This is a genomic window from Rhodospirillales bacterium (assembly GCA_016712595.1).
Classification (GTDB): Bacteria; Pseudomonadota; Alphaproteobacteria; order Rhodospirillales; family Defluviicoccaceae; genus Defluviicoccus.
In genome coordinates this window covers 2,266,330-2,285,438 of the sequence record JADJQT010000001.1, presented here as the reverse complement: position 1 = coordinate 2,285,438, position 19,109 = coordinate 2,266,330, and the positions used below count along the sequence as shown (strand labels likewise).

The 19,109-nt window shown below is 64.6% G+C and carries 12 protein-coding genes and 1 pseudogene; 6 read left to right on the top strand and 7 right to left on the bottom strand.

Annotated elements, in window-relative coordinates:
• Nucleotides 1–54 precede the first annotated feature (54 nt).
• Both IPK66_10305 and IPK66_10300 read left to right on the top strand, forming a co-directional pair.
• Nucleotides 55–1,491: a mannose-1-phosphate guanylyltransferase/mannose-6-phosphate isomerase gene (locus tag IPK66_10305; GenBank protein ID MBK8175627.1), complete on the top strand. Its 1,437-nt coding sequence runs from the start codon at nt 55–57 to the stop codon at nt 1,489–1,491.
• A gap of 182 nt (nt 1,492–1,673) precedes the next feature.
• Nucleotides 1,674–2,264 carry a M23 family metallopeptidase gene (locus IPK66_10300; GenBank protein MBK8175626.1) on the top strand — a complete coding sequence of 197 codons (591 nt, stop codon included), beginning with the start codon at nt 1,674–1,676 and terminating at the stop codon, nt 2,262–2,264.
• A gap of 132 nt (nt 2,265–2,396) precedes the next feature.
• On the opposite strand, the gene pstC is transcribed toward IPK66_10300, so the two are convergent.
• The 5 genes from pstC to IPK66_10275 form a co-directional block, all read right to left on the bottom strand.
• A complete protein-coding gene (gene pstC, locus IPK66_10295) occupies nt 2,397–3,419 on the bottom strand; it encodes a phosphate ABC transporter permease subunit PstC (GenBank protein ID MBK8175625.1) in 1,023 nt (340 codons plus the stop codon).
• 124 nt (nt 3,420–3,543) lie between these two features.
• Entirely contained in the window at nt 3,544–6,276 is a 2,733-nt protein-coding gene (locus IPK66_10290; protein ID MBK8175624.1) for a histidine kinase, read from the bottom strand.
• 56 nt (nt 6,277–6,332) lie between these two features.
• A complete protein-coding gene (locus tag IPK66_10285; GenBank protein ID MBK8175623.1) occupies nt 6,333–6,563 on the bottom strand; it encodes a hypothetical protein in 231 nt (76 codons plus the stop codon).
• A gap of 64 nt (nt 6,564–6,627) precedes the next feature.
• Nucleotides 6,628–8,751, bottom strand: a complete 2,124-nt coding sequence (locus IPK66_10280; protein ID MBK8175622.1) for an exonuclease — start codon at nt 8,749–8,751, stop codon at nt 6,628–6,630.
• A 36-nt stretch (nt 8,752–8,787) separates the two neighbouring features.
• Nucleotides 8,788–9,165: a response regulator gene (locus tag IPK66_10275; GenBank protein MBK8175621.1), complete on the bottom strand. Its 378-nt coding sequence runs from the start codon at nt 9,163–9,165 to the stop codon at nt 8,788–8,790.
• Between the two features lie 300 nt (nt 9,166–9,465).
• Here IPK66_10275 and ettA point away from each other — a divergent pair, with 300 nt between their 5' ends.
• Nucleotides 9,466–11,148: an energy-dependent translational throttle protein EttA gene (gene ettA / locus IPK66_10270; protein ID MBK8175620.1), complete on the top strand. Its 1,683-nt coding sequence runs from the start codon at nt 9,466–9,468 to the stop codon at nt 11,146–11,148.
• Nucleotides 11,149–11,259: 111 nt separating this feature from the next.
• Here the strand turns inward: ettA and IPK66_10265 are convergent, their stop codons facing one another.
• Complete coding sequence (locus IPK66_10265; protein MBK8175619.1) at nt 11,260–11,925, bottom strand: ABC transporter substrate-binding protein; 666 nt, start codon at nt 11,923–11,925, stop codon at nt 11,260–11,262.
• Between the two features lie 13 nt (nt 11,926–11,938).
• The gene (locus IPK66_10260; protein MBK8175618.1) at nt 11,939–12,742 is read right to left on the bottom strand and encodes a VacJ family lipoprotein; all 804 of its coding nucleotides are present in this window, start codon (nt 12,740–12,742) and stop codon (nt 11,939–11,941) included.
• Between the two features lie 386 nt (nt 12,743–13,128).
• Between IPK66_10260 and metF the strand changes: the two genes are divergently transcribed.
• The 3 genes and pseudogenes from metF (at nt 13,129) to IPK66_10245 (ending at nt 19,056) form a co-directional block, all read left to right on the top strand.
• Complete coding sequence (gene metF / locus IPK66_10255; GenBank protein ID MBK8175617.1) at nt 13,129–14,073, top strand: methylenetetrahydrofolate reductase; 945 nt, start codon at nt 13,129–13,131, stop codon at nt 14,071–14,073.
• 4 nt (nt 14,074–14,077) lie between these two features.
• Nucleotides 14,078–17,787: pseudogene (gene metH / locus IPK66_10250) on the top strand (methionine synthase).
• Between the two features lie 9 nt (nt 17,788–17,796).
• A complete protein-coding gene (locus IPK66_10245) occupies nt 17,797–19,056 on the top strand; it encodes a DUF445 domain-containing protein (GenBank protein MBK8175616.1) in 1,260 nt (419 codons plus the stop codon).
• Nucleotides 19,057–19,109: the final 53 nt, after the last annotated feature.

The window sequence follows — 19,109 nt, the reverse complement described above, 5'->3', positions numbered from 1 at the left end:
AATAGGCCGCGAGGGCGTCGGTCGGGCGCCCTCGCGATCCACAAAGGGGGGTCGATGACGGCACAGGTTTTCCCGGTTATCCTGTCGGGCGGCGCCGGAACCCGGCTGTGGCCCCTGTCACGCACGGTCAAGCCAAAGCAACTGCTTCCGCTTGCCTCCGAGCGCAGCATGCTGCAGGAAACCGTGTTGCGCGCCAGCGGCGACGGCTTCGCTCCGCCGATCATCGTGTGCAATGAGGAACACCGCTTTCTCATTGCCGAGCAGATGCACGCCCTCGGCATTACCCCGTTGGCGATCATGCTCGAGCCCGCCGGCCGCAATACAGCCCCGGCTGCGGCGGCAGCGGCACTCCTGGCGACCAAAAGCGACCCCGAAGCGATTCTCGCCCTGTTTCCCTCCGATCATATCGTCAACGATCAGGTGGCGTTCACGACTGCGCTGAAAACCGCGATCGCCGCGGCACAAGAGGGCGCGCTGGTCACCTTCGGCATTCCCCCTTCGCGCCCGGAGACCGGCTACGGCTACATCCGCAAGGGCGTGCCGTGGTCAACGATCGACGGTTGCTGGCATATCGACCGCTTTGTCGAAAAGCCCGACCAGAAGACCGCCGAAGGCTACCTCGCGTCCGGCGACTACGCCTGGAACAGCGGCATGTTCATCCTGCCGGCGCGTGTCTTGCTCGACGAAATCGCCCGGCTGCAGCCGGCGTTGCTCGCCCGCTGCCACGAGGCCGTCGATGGCGCCATCACCGATCTCGACTTCGTCCGCCTCGCTCGCGAGCCTTTCCTCGCCGCGCCGTCGATCTCGATCGATTACGCGGTCATGGAGCATACCGACAGGGGTGCCATGGTGGCGACGGACATGGGCTGGAATGACGTCGGGTCGTGGTCGGCGCTGTGGGACATCAGTAACCATGATGCTGCGGGCAACGTTCTCTCCGGCGATTCGGTCGTCCTCGATGCCCGTAACTGCTACATCCGCGGCGAGGGCAATCTTATCGCCGCGATCGGCGTCGAAGACCTCGTCATCGTCGCCACCGACGACGTCGTTCTCGTCGTTCCGCGCGCACGCGCGCAGGATGTCAAAAAGATCGTCGAGGAGCTGGAACAGGCGGGGCGGACCGAGCACTATATCCACACCGAGGTCTTCCGCCCCTGGGGTTCCTACCGCAGCATCCAGGACGGCCACCGCTTCCAGGTCAAGGAAATCGTCGTCACCCCCGGCCATCGACTGAGCCAGCAGCTCCACCATCATCGCGCCGAGCACTGGATCGTTGTCAGCGGCACGGCCAAGGTCACGCGTGGCGATGAGGTGTTCTACGTCACCGAGAACCAGTCGACCTACATCCCTCACAACACCCGCCATTGCCTTGAGAATCCCGGCAAGATTCCGCTGCGCATGATCGAGGTGCAGTCGGGTCCTTACCTCGGCGAGGACGATATCATCCGCTTCGAGGACGCCTACGGGCGCGTTCCCGCCACCGCGCGTTGAACCCGGCGAGCAGGCGCGGAGGAAAGCGGGCAGGACCCCAGTGGGCACGGCCCCAGCCGCCCCTCCCCCCGACCATCCATCATCTGCGCCAGACTTTCGCCACTGACGGCGGCGATCTTCGTCGGAACGTTACAGAAAGATCCTGCGACCGGACGCGGGTCGCATCGCCGGGGTGTCTCGACATGCCATCACGAGTTCCTTCAGCGTTTCTCGTCCGGTTGCGCCGGCTGCACCACCGCTGCCGTCTCGGTAGCGCGATTTTGCTCTGCTGCCTGCTCGCCACCGCCTGCGAAACTGGCGATGGCCAGCGGATCCCGGGTGCGGCGACGGGTGGTCAGTCAAGCGGGGAGCGTTTCATCTGGCCGGTGAACGGCGCCATCGTCGTGGGCTTCGATCCCGCCACCGATAACGACGGCGTCAACATCGCCGCGCCGGAAGGCGAGCCGGTCAGAGCGGCCGCCGATGGCACGGTCAGCTACGCCGGTAACGAGCTGCGCGGTTTTGGCAACCTCGTTATCCTGCGCCACCGCGGCGGCTGGACGACGGTTTATGCCCACAACCAAGCAGTGCTGGTTGAGCGCGGCGACCGCGTCCGCCAGGGTCAGGTCATCGCCCGCGCCGGCACGCGCCGCGGCTGCGGCCAGCTCCATTTTGAGGTGCGCGAGCACGGTCAAGCCGTCGATCCGCTGCGCTACCTTCCCGCAGCACCGATCACCCCCGCCACTCCCCCCTCCACCGCCGATCCCTGTGACGGCGCCGCCTCCGCGAGCTGAGCGTTTTCCCAGGCATCGGCGGGTTCGACGGTCGTTATGCCGTCCCCGACAACCGCACTGCCGGGCGCTCTTACGCTCAGCGGGCGCGAAGGGTTGGGCGGCAAGGGGACCGTCGGGCCGGGGAGTATATGCTCAGGACTCGCCGCAGATGCGGTGCTGGGTCAGGCTCAGCATCATGGTGCCGGCGATGTTGACGAGAAAGCTGATCGCGAGCAGAACCAGGGCGGCGTAGAGCAGCGGTTCGACTTCGATCGGGCCGGCTTCGGGAAAGTGCGCGGCGAGCAGCGATGCCAGAGTGTCGGCCGGGGCAAACAGCGAGAGATCGATGCGGTTGGCATGGCCGATCAGCATCGCCAGGGCCATCGTCTCGCCGATCGCGCGCCCGCCTCCCAGGACCATCGCCGCGAAGATCCCCGGCGCCGCCGTGGGCACCATGACCTTCAGCGTCGCTTCCCAGCGGGTGGTGCCCATCGCGTAGGCCGCCTCTCGCGTCTGCTGGGGAATGAGTTCGAACGCCTCCTGTGAAATCGACGCACATGTCGGCAGGATCATGATCGCCAGAACCAGTGATGCCGCCAGCAGACTGGGACCGCCAAAGGATGTGCTGAACAGCGGAACCCAAGCCATCTCGCTGTGCAGCCAGTCGGCAACGGGACGAATCGCCGGGATCACAACGAAGATGCCCCAGATACCGAAGACGACACTCGGAATTGCCGCCAGCATCTCGATCATCGTGCGGAAGGCCTGGGCGAGGCGCGTGGGCAGAAAGCCCTGGGTGAGGAAGATCGCGAGCGTCAGTCCGGCGAACCCGCCGATCAGCAGGGCGAGGGCCGTGCTGTAGAGCGTCCCCCAGATCTGCGGCAGGACGCCAAACTCCCCGGTGCGCACGTTCCACGTCGTGTCGACCAGGAAGCCGATATCGTAGGCGATGATCGCCGGCAAGGCCTTGGCGGTCAGTTGTACGATGATCGCGGCAACCAGCAGGATGATCGCAGCGGCGCCCGCCCAGGCAAACAGACGAAAGCCGCGGTCGGCAAAGTACTCGGCGAATTGTGGCGCGCGGATGATCGCGTGGCCGGCGGCCCTGCGGGAAAACAGGCCGCGCCGACCGTTCAAGACCTCCGTCACTCTCGTACTCCTCGCCGCATTGTCCATCGAACGACTTACGGCGCCCGGACTCGGGAACCGCAGGCAGCCTAGCGCCACCGTCGACGTCGTTCAACCCGCACGGCCGTTCCAACATTGCGGGGGCTGCCGCCTGGTTGAACAGGCACAAGGATTACACGTTCGCCGGGGTAGCCGCGCTGGTCAACGGAATGGTGAAGCGGAAGGTCGCTCCGTTGCCGGGAACACTTTCGACCCAGATGCGTCCACCAAGATGCTCGACGATGCCGCGACAGATGGCAAGGCCGAGACCGGAGCCCATGGGGTTGCCTGTTTCGTTGCCGCGCACCTGATGGAACTTATCGAAAATCTTCTCCTGCTCGAAAACCGGGATGCCGGGACCGTTATCGGCGACGCTGATCGTCACGATACCGGACATCGACCTCAGCTGAATATTCACGCGTCCGGTATCGAGTGGACAGAACTTCTGGGCGTTGGACAAAAGATTGATGACGAGCTGAATGAGTTGATCGCGATCGGCGAGGATCGAGGGAGAGGTGGGCGGGGCATCGATGACGACGGCGATCCCGCGCTCATCGAACAGCCCCTGCAACGAGGTAACACAATGCTGAAGGACTTCGGTGAGGTCGACGCGTGACATCTGCCACTTCATTCGCCCGGTCTCGATCTTGGTCAGATCGAGCACCTGGTTGATCAGCCGCGTCAACCGTTCGCTCTCACGGATGATGATCGTCAGGAAATGCTGCCGCTCGGCGATGTCGAGGTCCGGGCTGTCGTGGAGGATTTCGGAAAAGGAGCGGATGGAGGTCAGAGGCGTGCGTAACTCGTGGGTAACGGTGGACAGGAAGTCGTCCTTCATCGTATCCAGCTCGGTCAGGCGCGCGTTCGCCGCCTTGAGTTCGATCGAGGCTTTTTCGAGCGCCTTCGATTTCTGTTCGAGCTGGCGGCTGTATTCGAGCACCTGCGTCGTTTCGTCGAGGATCTGCATGATCTCGTCGACGCCGACCCCCTCCCCCTTCACCGTCGTCGCCACCATCACCCGCGCCGAGGCGGCGCCGATGGCGCCAGCGAGGCGGCGTTCGACGAACTGCACGAGATCGCCGTCGGCGAAACTTGTTCGCGTCAGATCGTTGCCGCTGGTCCGCTCGTAGGCGGCGAACGCCTCCGCCGTGCGCTCACGTCCGAGAAACCGCTCCGTCAAGCCACGCAACTCCGGCACGGCGACGCTCCCGTGCAGCAGGCTGGCGGCGGCGGACTCCCCCTGGCCGAAGACGTCGACGAACAGCGTCGCCTGGATGCGCTCGATCGTGCTTTGCCGATCGAACAGCGAGACGGCGACGAAAGCACCGACATTGACGATCAGGCTCCAGAACAGCGCGTGCGACGTCGGAGCGAACGCATCGAGGCCGAACAGAGCGTACGGGCGGAGCAGGTCGATGCCGAACGGTCCGGAGGCGACGAAACTGTGCGGCAGCCAACCCGAACGCGCAAACGACGGCAGCAGCAACGTGTACGTCCACATCACGAAACCGGCGGTAATGCCGGCGAGGGCGCCGCGGCGCGAGGCCCCCTTCCAGTACATGCCGAGCAGCAGCGCCGGGGCGAACTGCGTCGCCGCGGCAAACGAAACCAAGCCAATCGAGACAAGGGCGTACGATTCACCGATGAACTGAAAATAAAGATAGCCGATGAACAGGATAAAGCAGATGGCGGTACGGCGAATACCAAGCAGCAGGTACGAGAGGTCGGGCTTTTCGGTCAGGCGCAGCCAGGCGAAGCGCAGCAGCATCGGCATGACGAGATCGTTGCAGATCATCGTCGATAGGGCGACCGTCTCGACGATGACCATGCCAGTCGCCGCCGAGAGTCCGCCAATAAACACGAACAGGGCGAGCGCCGGCACCTGCGCCGCCATCGGCAGGGCGAGGACGAAGGTATCGGCATCGATGTTCTCCCCTCGAAAGGTGACGAGACCAGCCAGCGCGATCGGCAGGACGAACAGATTGATCAGCAGGAGATAGAGCGGAAACAGCCAGATCGCCTTGTTGACGTGCCGCTCCTTGACGTTCTCGACAACGCAGACCTGGAACTGTCGCGGCAGGCACAAGATGGCGAGCATCGACATCAAGGTGAGCGGCATCCAGTCGCCCACCGGCTCCATCGTCAACAGCTTCGCCGCCTCCGGGAGTTGCGTCGCGCGGGCGAACAGATCGCCGAAGCCATCGAACATCCCGAAGGTGACGAACGCGCCGACACTGAGAAAGGCGAGAAGCTTAATCACCGATTCGAAGGCAATCGCCGCGACCAGGCCATGATGGTGTTCCGTCGCGTCGATGTGGCGCGTGCCGAAAAGGACAGCGAACAGCGCCATCAGCACGGCGATCCACAGCGCGTAATCGCCCAGCACCGGTATCGTGGCGGCCGGAGCGCTGATGTCGGGATAGCGCAGCAATACGACAAAGCTCGACGCCACCGCCTTGAGCTGCAGCGAGATGTACGGCATGACGCCGATCACGGCGATGATCGTCACCAGACCGCCCAAAAGATGGCTTTTGCCATAGCGCGACGAGATGAAATCGGCGATTGAGGTGATGCGATTGACCTTGCTGATATGGACAATCTTGCGCAGCACCACCCAGCCGAGCGCGAACATCAGCGTCGGCCCCAGATAGATCGAAAGGTACTCGAAGCCGCTTGAGACCGCCCGCCCGACCGACCCGTAGAACGTCCACGCCGTACAGTAGACGGCGATTGACAACGCGTAGATCCACGGATTGACGACCAGCGTCTTGCCGCCGGCAGCGCGGCGGTCGCCATAATAGGCGATACCGAACAACAAGGAGACGTAGGCGATCGACACGGTGAGGACCAGCCACGCCGGCAGAATGCCCGCCTGATCGCCCAGCGCGCGCCAATCGCTCGCAGGCGCGCTCGAAGCTTCAATCATGGATTTGATCCGTCGCGCGGGCGCCGCGCGCGCACGTGCCTGTCCCAGCGTCCTTCGACGGCCCAGCCGATAAGCACGATGAGCAGCGCCCACGAGGCGAAAAAGAAAAAGAACAACAACGGCAGCCCGAATACGGTCGTATCGGCGCCGCGATCGAACAGCTTGATCACCAGCGGGCTGTAAAGAATTACCCCCAGACAGAAGATCGCAGCCAAGCGCTCGCCGATCCTCTCGTTCGAACGATGGGCCGGGCGGGGTCGCCGCCGGTCGAAGGACGGTGTCGTCGACATCTCAGAAGTTCGCCTGACGCCTCTTAACCTCGAGAATTCTATCGGAAACCGTGATCGCCTGCTCAAGCGTCATGACACCGCGAGTCTCCAGCAAATCGAGCATCTTCAAAAAGCAGCCGGCGGTCACCAGTGAATCGCCCAACGCCGTGTGGCGGCCCTGGATTGGAATACCAAACCGCTGCGCGACGAAGTCAAGATTATGCTTCGGCGTATAATCGTGCAGAAAACACGAGAGAAGCAGCGTATCCAGAACCGCCGCGTCCTCAAAGTCGACTCCGCACTCCGCCGCGTGCAGCCGCAGGAAGCGCAGATCGAAGGCCGCGTTGTGCGCGACGAGAACGGCATCGCCGATATAGTCACGGAACTGCGGCAGCACGACCGGAATGGGCGGCTTGTCCTTGACCATCTCGTCGGTGATTCCGTGAAAGCGGATCGAATCGGCGGGAATCGGTCGCCGCGGATTGACCGTTCGCTCGAACGACTCACCGAGGAGAATGCGGCCGTTGACGATCCGCACCCCGGCGATGGCGACAATCTCGTCACCGCCGGAGGGATCAAGGCCCGTCGTCTCGGTATCAAAGACGACGTAAGTCAGCGACTTCAGGGGCCGCTTACCGAGCTGTCCCAGGTCGCTTGGCCGGCGCATTAGATCGAAATCGTAAAACTCCGCCTGCGACGGGCGCACCGCGATCGGCTGCCGGCGCTCGCGGTTCACTGCTGGCAATAATGGCAGACGCAGGCGGGCGCGCCCCGCCTTGGCACGCTCGCACCAGATGTCCGTGCGGTGGTGCTCGAGAATCTCCCGCGGCGACAGACCGCCGAGAACGTCTTCGAGCGATTCGCCGAGCCAGGCGTCGAGATCCGCCGCGGCCAGGACCGTGCCCGACCAGATCGCATCGACGTAGATTCGCCGTTCGCCTTTGACGGCTTCGAGGTCAAATTCCTTCGTCGCCTGAAACTCGCTCACCCGGGAAATCAGCCGATCGAGCAGTTCGACCAGCGAGTAGCTGTCGCCATGCAGCCATTGCGGCAGGCCGATGACGGTCGCGGCGATGCCGTGCTGCTCGCGCATCCTGTCGGCGAGATGCTGCAGCAGGTTCGAGGAATAGATATCGCTGGTCGGCCAGTGGATGGTCACAACACCCCGGTATTGCGCCGCCAGCGTTTCCAGCCGCGTGCAGACGAACTGGCTTTCCTGCAAAAGAACCTTCTTGAAATCGGCCTGCTCCCGCATGCTCAGGCGCGGATCAGCGACGAGAATTTCCGCCGCTGCCCGCAGATTGGCGATCGGAGCGCGCAGACCCTCGGTCGCCTCGCGCAAAAGCCGGTCGCGCAGGCCCAACGCCGCAAGCCGCTCCGTGCTGTCCTCGAACGACAAAACGTACCCGCTGACGGCGCCACCGTTGTCGAGGACGAGGCTCATCCGCCCTTCGAGGGTATGCTTGCCGTCGGTCGTCGAGCCGACGAACGTCACCGTCGGCCCGCTGTGGGGATCATCGATGCGCCCCTGCGTCAAGCGCCGGGTCAGCCGGCTGAGGGCATGCAGGATCGGCTGGCTGGTGGCGAAGTGGAACAGCGAGCGGTCGAGACCAATATCCCCGCCGATGCGCAGCAAATCGAGCGCCCGGTTGTTGTAGAGCAGAATGCGGTGGCCGAGCGTGCAGACGATGACCCCTTCGTGCAAATCGAGCAGGATCGAGCCGAGTTGATTCTTTTGCGCCTCAATACTGGCGGTGGCCGTCTCGATTGCCTCATTGACCGAGGATCGGGCCTGCCCGAGTTGTGAGATCAGCTCGTTGACCGCAGTGGGCAAACCGCCAAGGCGGTGGGCGTCTTCGACCTCGATGCGGAAGTCGGAGCGGGCATGGACCGCCGTCTGGATGCCCTTGACCAGGGCGGCGAGCGGCTGGCCGACGGCATGGTCGACATAGGCGGCGAGCACCGCTGCCGCGCCGAGAAGCAGAAACGACGCGCCGCCGCCGTAGGCAATCACCAGATCGCTCAGGTGACCTGCGATGTCCTCGGGCAGGCGGCTTTCGATCAGCCAGATACCGGCGGCGGTGGAGACGAGCGAAATAACCGCGATGACGGCGAAACAACCGCTCAGGAACAGCCGCGGACCCATCACCCTACCGGTGGGAACGCATGGACACGATCCCGCTCAGTGCACGGAATTGTTCAAGATCTGCTTGACCTTCTCGGTAAGGTCACGCGTCGAGAACGGCTTGGTGACGTAATCGTTGGCGCCCAGAGCGATGCCTTTTTCACGGTCGACCTCGCGTCCCTTCGCCGTCAGCATGATGATGTAAATGCCCTGCCAGTCGGCGTTGGCGCGGATGGTCTGACAAACGTCGTATCCGTCCCGCTTCGGAATCATGACATCGAGGAGGATCAAATCCGGCGCTCGATTGACGACGGCGGCAAGTGCCTCTTCGCCATCACGCGCAACGCGCACGTCAAAGCCAGCCTTCTTCATCAGAAACTGTAGTGATAGTACGATATTCGGTTCGTCTTCGACGACGAGAATGGATTTCGCCATTCTCTTTATCCTCCCAGCAAACCCGTTCGGTTGGACGGGGCCGTTAGTCAAGGCTCCTCGAACGGAAAAGTATACCACGATATTTTCCATTGCGGCGCCTTTTGGGCGGTCGCGCGCCGGTTGTCAACGAAGAACAGGCCTGTTCGCCGGAAAGTCTGAGCCGTCTCGCTCCCGGGTAATACCGCAATTCGCAGAACCGTCCACAGGTTGCGGTGGCCTGCCCATCGGGATAAAAGAGCGCGCTTGGCAGCCGACGGCGCTGCCGACCGGCTTCCCCATAACCTGACCTCGGATCGGCCGATGCCCGCTTACCAATACGTCTACGTCATGAAGGGACTCTCCCGCACCTATCCCGGCGGGCGGGAGGTGCTCAAGGGGATTACCCTGTCCTTTCTTCCCGGCGTCAAGATCGGGGTCATCGGCGTTAACGGTTCGGGCAAATCGACGTTGATGAAGGTCATGGCCGGGCTCGATCAGGACTTTTCCGGCGAGGCGTGGGCGGCAGAGGGAGCCAAGGTCGGCTACCTGCCGCAGGAGCCTCAGCTCGATCCCGACAAGACCGTGCTCGAAAACGTCCTCGAGGGTCTTGCCGAAACCAAGTCACTGCTCGATCGCTTCAATGCCGTGAGCGCGCGATTTGCCGAACCTCTCGACGACGACGAAATGGCGGCGTTGCTCGACGAACAAGGCGAATTGCAGGAAAAGATCGACGCCGTCGGCGGGTGGGAACTCGATCGCACCGTCGAGATCGCGATGGACGCGCTGCGCTGTCCGCCGGGCGACGCCTCGCCCGCCTCGTTATCCGGCGGTGAACGGCGGCGCGTCGCGCTGTGCCGGCTACTGCTCGAGCATCCCGACCTCTTGCTGCTCGACGAGCCGACCAACCATCTCGATGCCGAGTCCGTCGCCTGGCTGGAGCGCTTTCTGCACGACTACACCGGCACGGTCATGGTCGTTACTCACGACCGCTACTTCCTCGACAATGTCACCGGCTGGATCCTCGAACTCGATCGCGGCCGGGGCATCCCCTACGAGGGCAACTACTCCTCCTGGCTGGAGCAGAAGCAAAAGCGCCTCGCCCTTGAGGAAAAGCAGGAGACCGCACGCCAGCGCACGCTGGCCCTGGAACTCGACTGGATCCGCGCCAGCCCGCGGGCGCGACAGGCAAAGTCGAAAGCGCGCATCCAAGCCTTCGAGACGCTCTATGCGCAGTCCCTCGACCGCGCGCCGGGCTCGGCGCAGATCATCATCCCGACGGCGCCACGGCTCGGCGCGCTGGTGATCGAGGCCGAAACCCTGAGCAAGGGCTACGACGATCGTCTGCTGATCGAAAATCTCAGCTTCCGCCTGCCGCCGGACGGTATCGTCGGCGTCATCGGCCCCAACGGCGCCGGCAAGACAACGCTCTTCCGCCTGATTACCGGCCAGGAGCCTGCCGATTCCGGCAGCATCCGCGCCGGTGAGACGGTGGTCCTGGGCTATGTCGATCAATCACGCGATGCCCTCGATGCGAAAAAGACCGTCTGGGAGGAAATCTCCGGCGGATTGGACGAACTCGATCTCGGCAAGAAGAAGATGCAGAGCCGGGCCTACGTCGGCCAGTTCAACTTCAAGGGAGCCGATCAGCAGAAGAAGGTGGGCCAGCTCTCCGGCGGTGAGCGCAACCGCGTGCACCTCGCCAAGATGCTGAAATCCGGAGCCAACGTGCTGCTGCTCGACGAGCCGACCAACGACCTCGACGTCGATACCCTGCGGGCGCTCGAAGACGCGCTGCTCGAGTTTGCCGGCTGCGCCGTGGTGATCAGCCACGACCGGTGGTTTCTCGATCGCATCGCCACCCACATCCTCGCCTTCGAAGGCGACAGCGAGGTCGTATGGTTCGAGGGCAACTACCAGGACTATGAGGACGACAAAAAGCGCCGCCTGGGCGCCGACGCCGACCAGCCGCACCGCATCAAGTACAAACCGCTCATCAGAGCTTAGGCAGCGGGCGCACACCACGCGCACGGGTGCCTCGCCCAGGGGCCTCGCCCGGCCGTGCGGTCGCGAACGGCTCGCTTTCGAGGCGGAGGCGGCGCGGCTTTCATCGTGTCGTCAGTTGGCGATACCGAGTTCGGCCTTGAGCTGGCCGGTGCGCTCGCGCAAGGTCGTGAGCAGGCCGGACGGACCACCCCCCTGCTGGATCACGGCGGAGAAATCCGAGCGCCACGTCTGGCTGAGCGAGACGTTCTCAACAACAACGTCGGTGATGCGAAACACGCCGTCCCGCCCACCCACACGCCAGTCGACGCGCACGGACTGGCCGCTGGCCGGACGATCGATCTCGGTAAAGACGGTCGCCTGCGTCGGGCTGTCGGTCAGCGTGCGAACGATGCGCAACTGCTCTCCGGCGTAGTCGCCGAAGCGCTTGACGTACCCATAGACCACGAGATCCTCGAACAGCTGGCGGTACTGGTCACGCTCCTGCGGGTTGAACTGGTTCCAGTAGCGGCCGAGCACCCAGCGGGCGATGACGTCGGTGGCGAAGTACCTGTCGAGCAGCGTGCGGAATCGCTCGGCGCTGGCGGCCGGAGACGCCTTCTCGTCGCGCAGCAGCAGCACGCCCTCGTCGGCGAACGCCTGCACCAGCGCCTGAGCTCCATCGGCAATCGACGAGTCCGCGGCCGCAGATCTCAGCGCGGCACCGCCGCCAACGATCAGCGGCAGGACGAACGCGACAAGCAAGCGGCGACGAGAAATCGACATCGGCAAACGCGGCATCTCAGGGTTGTTCCTACTCCAGCGGGATAGCCGGAAAATCATCAAGGCGCGGCCCTTCTTCCGGCGGAGGCGGCTGCCCCTGGTAGATTTCGGATGTCCGGAACTGACGGTAAAGGCTGCGCAGGGCGGCATAGTAGTCGAGCGACGATTTTTGCAGGTCGTCGAGTTCGTCGACCGTCTGGGCGCGGACGTCGAGGATAGTCAGCGAGGTCCGGACGTATTGCAGCCATTCGCGGTCGTCGGGATTCACCCGGACCCACCAGACGATGGGATCGATCAGCAGATTGTCGACGGCAATGCCGAGCGCATCGCGCGGATTGGACGGACCCAGCAGCGGTACGATTAGAAACGGTCCCTCCGGCGCTCCCCATACCGCCAGGGTCTGACCGAAATCCTCGTTGTGATAGGGCAAGCCGAAGTCGCTCGCCCAGTCGGCGATACCCCCGACGCCGAGGGTGGTGTTGATAAGGAACCGCCCGGTGGTCGTACCCGCCCGCTCGAACTCGCCTTGCATCAAATCGTTGGCGAGGATGATCGGGGAACGCAAGTTATTGAGAATATTGTGGATACCTTCACGCAGCGGCGGCGGCAGCAACAGGCGGTAGAAATCGGCCCAGGGCCGCAGGAACATGGCGTCAATCGCCTGATTGAAGCTAAATATGGTGCGATTGAGCGGCTCCAGCGGATCGTTGATCGCCTCGAACTCGGCGTACGCCTCTTTGTCCGAACGGTCCGGAGGCGTCGCGCAGCCGAACAAGACGGCAGCGAGAAACGCCACGGCCAAGAAACGCGAAAGGCTCGGCGCGGTGTTCGGCATGTGTCGCGGACTTCCTTGTTAACCGGGGCCGGTCCGTCGGCATGCGCGGCGTGCGGTCGCGCATAACTCGGTGTCCGGAAGGCGGTGAAACGGCCCGGCCGGGGATCACGCCACTACCACATGCGCGAAAAAAAAACCAGACTAGGCGGCCGGATATGGGGTGTCTTCCAGCGGACGGGCGCCCGCGATGCCGGCCCTGAGCAGAAAACGATTGCGCAGCACCGAGCAAATCCGCAACCTCCGGCTCCGGGAGGTCGGACCGCCGGGCCAACGCGTTGCCGTGTGCCTGGGCGAAAGAGGGGGCAAAGTCCGGCCGCGATGTTCGCGATCCCGTTTCGGAGTCGTCCAGCCTCGGGGCCATTCATACGCCGTTCGGATCGAAGTTCATGACATCATCTGCTCGACGATCGACGCAACTCGCCGTCGCGGCGCCGTTGCCGCATGACGTGCAGGTCTCCTTCGAGTTCTTCCCGCCGAAAACGCCACAGATGGAAGAAACACTTTGGTCCTGTGTTCAACGTCTGGCCAGGCTCGAGCCGGCCTACGTCTCGGTGACCTACGGTGCCGGTGGATCGACGCGCGAGCGCACGCACGCAACCGTCGTGCGCATCCGTCAGGAAACAGCGCTCGAGCCGGCGGCGCACCTCACCTGCGTTGGCGCCACCCGCGACGAGATCGACTCAGTGGCCCGGCGCTACTGGGATGCCGGCATCCGCCACATCGTCGCCCTGCGCGGCGATCCGCCCGATGGATCGAACCGTTACGAGCCCCATCCCGGCGGCTATCCTTACGCCGCCGATCTCGTCGAAGGCTTGAAGCGCATCGCCGATTTCGACATCTCAGTCGCCGCCTATCCGGAAAAGCATCCGGAGGCCGCCAGTCCGCAGGCGGATATCGATACGCTCAAGCGCAAGATCGACGCCGGCGCGAACCGGGCGATCACCCAGTTCTTCTTCGACGTCGACCACTACTTCCGCTTTCTCGATCGCGCCCGCGCCGCCGGAATCACCGTGCCGGTCATTCCCGGCATCCTGCCGGTGACTAACTTTTCCCAGGTCGCGCGCTTCGCCGGCATGTGCGGCGCCTCCCTGCCGGGATGGATGGCCGATCTGTTCGATGGTCTCGACGACGATCCGGAGACCCGTCGTCTCGTCGCCGCCTCCGTCGCCTGCGAGCAGTGCCGCGCACTGCACGCGCAAGGGGTTAAGCAGTTTCATTTTTATACGCTCAACCGCGCCGAGCTCGCTCACGCGATCTGCCACGTGCTGGGCGTCCGCCCGCGCCAGGCCGACCGCGTAACGCCGGTGGTTGCGACCGGCGCAGGAAGGTAATCCAATGGACAGAGACCAACGCCGCCAGGCCCTCGATGCCGCGCTCGGCCAGCGCATTCTCGTACTCGATGGGGCAATGGGCACGATGATCCAAAGGCATCGCCTTCAGGAAGCTGATTACCGCGGCGAGCGCTTCGCCGCCTGGCCACGCGACCTCAAAGGCAACAACGACCTGCTCAGCATAACGCGCCCAGATCTCATCCGCGGCATTCATCAGCTCTATCTCGATGTCGGCGCCGATATCATCGAGACGAACACGTTCAATTCCAACCGCGTCTCGCTCGCCGACTACGGCATGGAGGATCTGTCCCACGAACTGAACGTCGCCGGTGCGCGGCTGGCCCGCGAGGTTGTCGATGCGATGAACGCCCGCACGCCCGGCAAGCCGCGGATGGTCGCCGGCTCCATTGGCCCCACCAACCGGACGGCCTCGATTTCACCCGACGTCGGCGATCCGGCCTTTCGCAACATCACCTTCGACGAACTCGCCGCGTCTTACCGGGAAGCGGCCGAAGGCCTGATCGAGGGCGGGTGCGATGTGATCCTAATCGAAACCGTTTTCGATACGCTCAACGCCAAGGCGGCGCTCTCTGCGATCGACGCGCTGTTCGCCGACCGCGGCATTCGCTTGCCGGTGATGATCTCCGGGACGATCACCGATCTCTCCGGGCGAAATCTCTCCGGGCAGACCGCCGAGGCGATGTGGAATTCGTTGCGACACGCCCGTCCGCTGACCATCGGCCTGAATTGCGCGCTCGGCGCCGCCGAGATGCGCCCGCACATCGCCGAACTCGCGCGCGTCGCTGATACGTATATTTGCGCTTATCCCAATGCCGGGCTGCCCAACGCGTTCGGTGAATACGACGAGAGCCCGGAAATGACCGCGGGGCACATCGGCGAATGGGCGCGCAGCGGCCTGCTCAACGTCGTCGGCGGATGCTGCGGCACGACGCCCGATCACATCGCGGCGATGGCCCGGGCGGTCGACGGCGTTCCGCCCCGGACCATCCCCGCGGTGCCGCAGATGCTGCGGCTCTCCGGCCTAGAGCCGCTGGCGATCGCGTGACGATGCGCACCTTCATCAACATCGGCGAGCGCACCAACGTCACCGGCTCGGCGAAATTCCGCAAGCTGATCCTCGCTGGCGATTTCGCCGCCGCGGTCGCGATCGCCCGCGATCAGGTCGCCAACGGCGCGTGGATCATCGACGTCAACATGGACGAAGGGATGCTTGATTCGGAAGCGGCGATGGTCCGCTTCCTTAACCTCATCGCCACAGAGCCCGACGTTGCCCGGGTACCGGTGATGGTCGATTCCTCGAAGTGGAGTGTTATCGAGGCCGGTCTGAAGTGCCTTCAGGGCAAGGGTATCGTCAACTCGATCAGCCTCAAGGAAGGCGAGGAGCCTTTCCTCGCCCTCGCCCGCAAGATCCGTCGCTACGGCGCCGCCACGGTGGTCATGGCCTTCGACGAGACCGGCCAGGCCGACACCGCCGCACGCAAGTTCGAGATCTGTGCCCGCTCGTACCGGCTACTCACCGAAAAGATCGGCTTTCCTCCGGAAGACATCATCTTCGACCCGAACATTTTTGCCGTCGCCACCGGGATCGAGGAGCACAACAACTACGCCGTCGACTTCTTCGAGGCGACGCGGCGGATCCGCGCCGAGCTGCCCGGCGCCCACGTTTCGGGCGGTGTATCCAACGTCTCGTTCTCGTTCCGCGGCAACGATCCGGTGCGCGAGGCGATGCACGCGGTATTCCTCTACCATGCCATCAACGCCGGCATGGACATGGGCATCGTCAACGCCGGGCAGATCGCCGTCTATGAGGACATCCCGGCCGACCTGCGCGAGCGCGTCGAGGACGTCATCCTCAACCGCCGCCCTGATGCCACCGAACGACTCCTCGAAGCCGCCGCCACCTTCAAGGGCGAGAAGCGCACCAAGGAAGTCGATCTCTCCTGGCGGCAGATGGCGGTCCAGGAACGGCTGACCCACGCCCTCGTCTCCGGCATCTCCGAATATATCGAACAGGACACCGAAGAGGCCCGCCAGCAGGCGGCGCGCCCGCTCGACGTCATCGAGGGCCCGCTGATGGCCGGCATGAACCACGTTGGCGACCTGTTCGGCGCCGGCAAGATGTTCCTGCCGCAAGTGGTCAAAAGCGCGCGGGTGATGAAGCAGGCGGTCGCCTACCTCCTGCCGTTCATGGAAGCGGAAAAGGAAGGCAAGCCGCGCGAGTCCGCCGGCAAGATCCTCCTGGCGACCGTCAAGGGTGACGTTCACGACATCGGCAAGAACATCGTCAGCGTCGTCCTGCAATGCAACAACTACGAGACCATCGACCTCGGGGTCATGGTGCCGTGCGCCAAGATCCTTGAGACGGCGCGCAAGGAGCGTGTGCACATCATCGGCCTGTCCGGCCTGATCACCCCCTCGCTCGACGAGATGGTCTACGTCGCCCAGGAGATGCAGCGAGAGGGCCTGCAGATGCCGCTGCTGATCGGCGGCGCGACCACGAGCAAGGTGCACACCGCGGTCAAGATCGCCCCCAACTTCGACGGCCCGGTGGTCTACGTACTCGATGCCTCGCGCGCCGTCGGCGTCGCCCAGGCGCTGCGCTCGGACAGCGAGTCCGCCGGTTACGCCGAGAAGGTGCGCGCCGAGTACGCGGCGATGCGCGAAGCCCACGCCCGCCAGCACCAGGATCGGGAGCGGCTGCCGCTGGAACGCGCGCGGGACAATCGCCTGCGGCTGGCGTTCAACGACGGCTACATCCCGCCCCGCCCGGGGGTGCCGGGGCTGAGTGTCTTCGACGATTACGATCTGGCCGAGCTTACCGCCCGCATCGACTGGCAGCCGTTCTTCCAGACGTGGGAACTCTCGGGGCGATTCCCCGCAATCCTCGACGATCCTGTCGTCGGCGAGGCGGCTCGCTCGGTGTTCAACGACGCTCAGGCGATGCTGCAACGGATCGTCGGCGAGAAGTGGCTGCGCGCGCGGGCGGTAATCGGTTTCTGGCCGGCCAATGCCGTCGGCGACGACATCGAGCTCTATACCGACGACTCGCGGGCAGCCGTTCTTGCCGTCATCCATACGTTGCGCCAGCAAATGCTGCGCGATCGCAAGCCGCGCCCGAACCTTGCGCTCGCCGATTTCATCGCGCCCAAGGAAACCGGCGCCGCCGACTGGTTGGGCGGGTTCGCCGTGACTACCGGCCACGGACTGGAGGACGTCGTTAAAACGTTCGAGGCGAAGCATGACGACTACGCCTCGATCATGGCCAAGGCGCTCGCCGACCGGCTGGCCGAAGCCTTGGCCGAGCGCATGCACGAGCGCGTGCGCAAGGAGTTCTGGGGCTACGCCGCCGACGAGGAACTCACCAACGCCGAACTCATCGCCGAGACCTACCGGGGGATCCGCCCCGCCCCGGGCTATCCCGCCTGCCCCGACCACACCGAGAAACGCACGCTGTTCGATCTGCTCGCCGCTGAAAAGAACGCCGGGATCACGCTCACCGAGAGCTACGCGATGTGGCCGGGGGCCGCCGTCAGCGGCTTTTATTTCTCCCATCCCGAGGCGCGCTATTTCGGCCTTGGCCGTATTCACCGCGATCAGATCGAGGATTACGCCCGGCGAAAGGGCATGGCGATCGACACTTGCGAGCGCTGGCTCGCCTCCAACCTCGCCTACGAGCCCGGCGCCCGGCGCTGACGGAGGCAGATCCTGGACGAACCCGAAACCCGCGACGATGAGGCCAACGACGATAAGAGCACGGGACGTCAACGCCTCGTCGCAACCGGGCTACTTCTCGCCGCAGCCAGCTTATTCGCGGCGACGTTCCTTGATCCCGCCCCGGATTTCTGGACGCTGCTGCTGCGCCACGTCACCGAGGCCAGTCTCGCCGGCGGCATCGCCGACTGGTTCGCCGTCGTCGCCCTGTTCCGCCGCCCCCTCGGCCTGCCGATCCCACACACGGCGGTCATCCCGCGCAACAAGGAACGCATCGCCCGTGGCCTCGCCCGCTTCGTAGAACGGCACTTCCTCGATCCCACGACCATCGCCGAGCGCCTGCGCGGCGCCGATCTGAGCGGCCAGGCCGCCCACTGGCTCGCCGAGCCCGCCAACGCCGCCGTCGTTGCCGACCGCGCGACCCAGGTGCTGGCGGCGGTGGTCGTCAGCATTCCCGATGCCGAGCTACGGACGTTCGTGCGCCGCGCCGCGTTGCGGGGGATCTCGTCACTCGACCTGTCGTACCTCGTCGCGATGGCGGTCAAGGCGATCTACGACAGCGGGCGGCACCAGGAGGCATTCGACGCCGTGGTCGCGCGCCTTCGCGGCGTCCTTACCGACGATCCCGACTGGGTGCGCCGCGCCGTCAAGGAGAACTCGGCGTGGTGGGTCCCTAAGGCGATCGATCGCGGACTGACCAAGGCCGCCGTCGATTACGGGCCGCGCCTGCTCGACGAACTGACCGCGCCGGGATCGCGGGCGCGCCGCGCTTTCGATGCCCTGATCGTGCGGCTGATCGAAGACCTGCGCACGTCGCCGCGCTACCGCGACGAGATCGCCGGGATCGCCCGCGACATGCTCGCCGCGCCACGCTTGCACGAAATCCTCGAGGGGACGGCCGAAAACCTCCGCCATCTCGTCCTTGAGAACATCGCCGAGCCAGACTCATCGATCCGCGACGCCATCGCCACCGCCGTCGCGGCCTTCGGCCGACGTCTTTGCGACGACGACGCGATGCGCCGGCGTCTGGAACGGCGAATCGTCTGGCTGGTGCGCGCCATCGCCCTACCCTGGCGCCATCGCATCGGTGGGTTTTTCGCCGACGTCATGCGCGGATGGGAGGCGCATGCGGTCGCCGAGCGGCTCGAGGCCGTGGTCGGTCGTGACCTGCAATACGTGAGGATCAACGGCACGATCGTCGGCGGCCTGGTCGGTGGTGCCCTGTTTCTACTCACCCACGCGTTCGGCTGACGCGGCCCCCGAACCCGGGCCGGTCGCCTGGAGCGGCTGGGTCCTGGTGAGCA

What these genes read in the sequence shown, in the direction of transcription:
- IPK66_10305 (MBK8175627.1), top strand. Translation starts at nt 55, where the DNA reads ATGACGGCACAGGTTTTCCCGGTTATCCTGTCGGGCGGCGCCGGAACC.
- IPK66_10300 (MBK8175626.1), top strand. Translation starts at nt 1,674, where the DNA reads ATGCCATCACGAGTTCCTTCAGCGTTTCTCGTCCGGTTGCGCCGGCTG.
- pstC (MBK8175625.1), bottom strand. Translation starts at nt 3,419, where the DNA reads ATGGACAATGCGGCGAGGAGTACGAGAGTGACGGAGGTCTTGAACGGT.
- IPK66_10280 (MBK8175622.1), bottom strand. Translation starts at nt 8,751, where the DNA reads ATGGGTCCGCGGCTGTTCCTGAGCGGTTGTTTCGCCGTCATCGCGGTT.
- IPK66_10275 (MBK8175621.1), bottom strand. Translation starts at nt 9,165, where the DNA reads ATGGCGAAATCCATTCTCGTCGTCGAAGACGAACCGAATATCGTACTA.
- ettA (MBK8175620.1), top strand. Translation starts at nt 9,466, where the DNA reads ATGCCCGCTTACCAATACGTCTACGTCATGAAGGGACTCTCCCGCACC.
- IPK66_10265 (MBK8175619.1), bottom strand. Translation starts at nt 11,925, where the DNA reads ATGCCGCGTTTGCCGATGTCGATTTCTCGTCGCCGCTTGCTTGTCGCG.
- IPK66_10260 (MBK8175618.1), bottom strand. Translation starts at nt 12,742, where the DNA reads ATGCCGAACACCGCGCCGAGCCTTTCGCGTTTCTTGGCCGTGGCGTTT.
- metF (MBK8175617.1), top strand. Translation starts at nt 13,129, where the DNA reads ATGACATCATCTGCTCGACGATCGACGCAACTCGCCGTCGCGGCGCCG.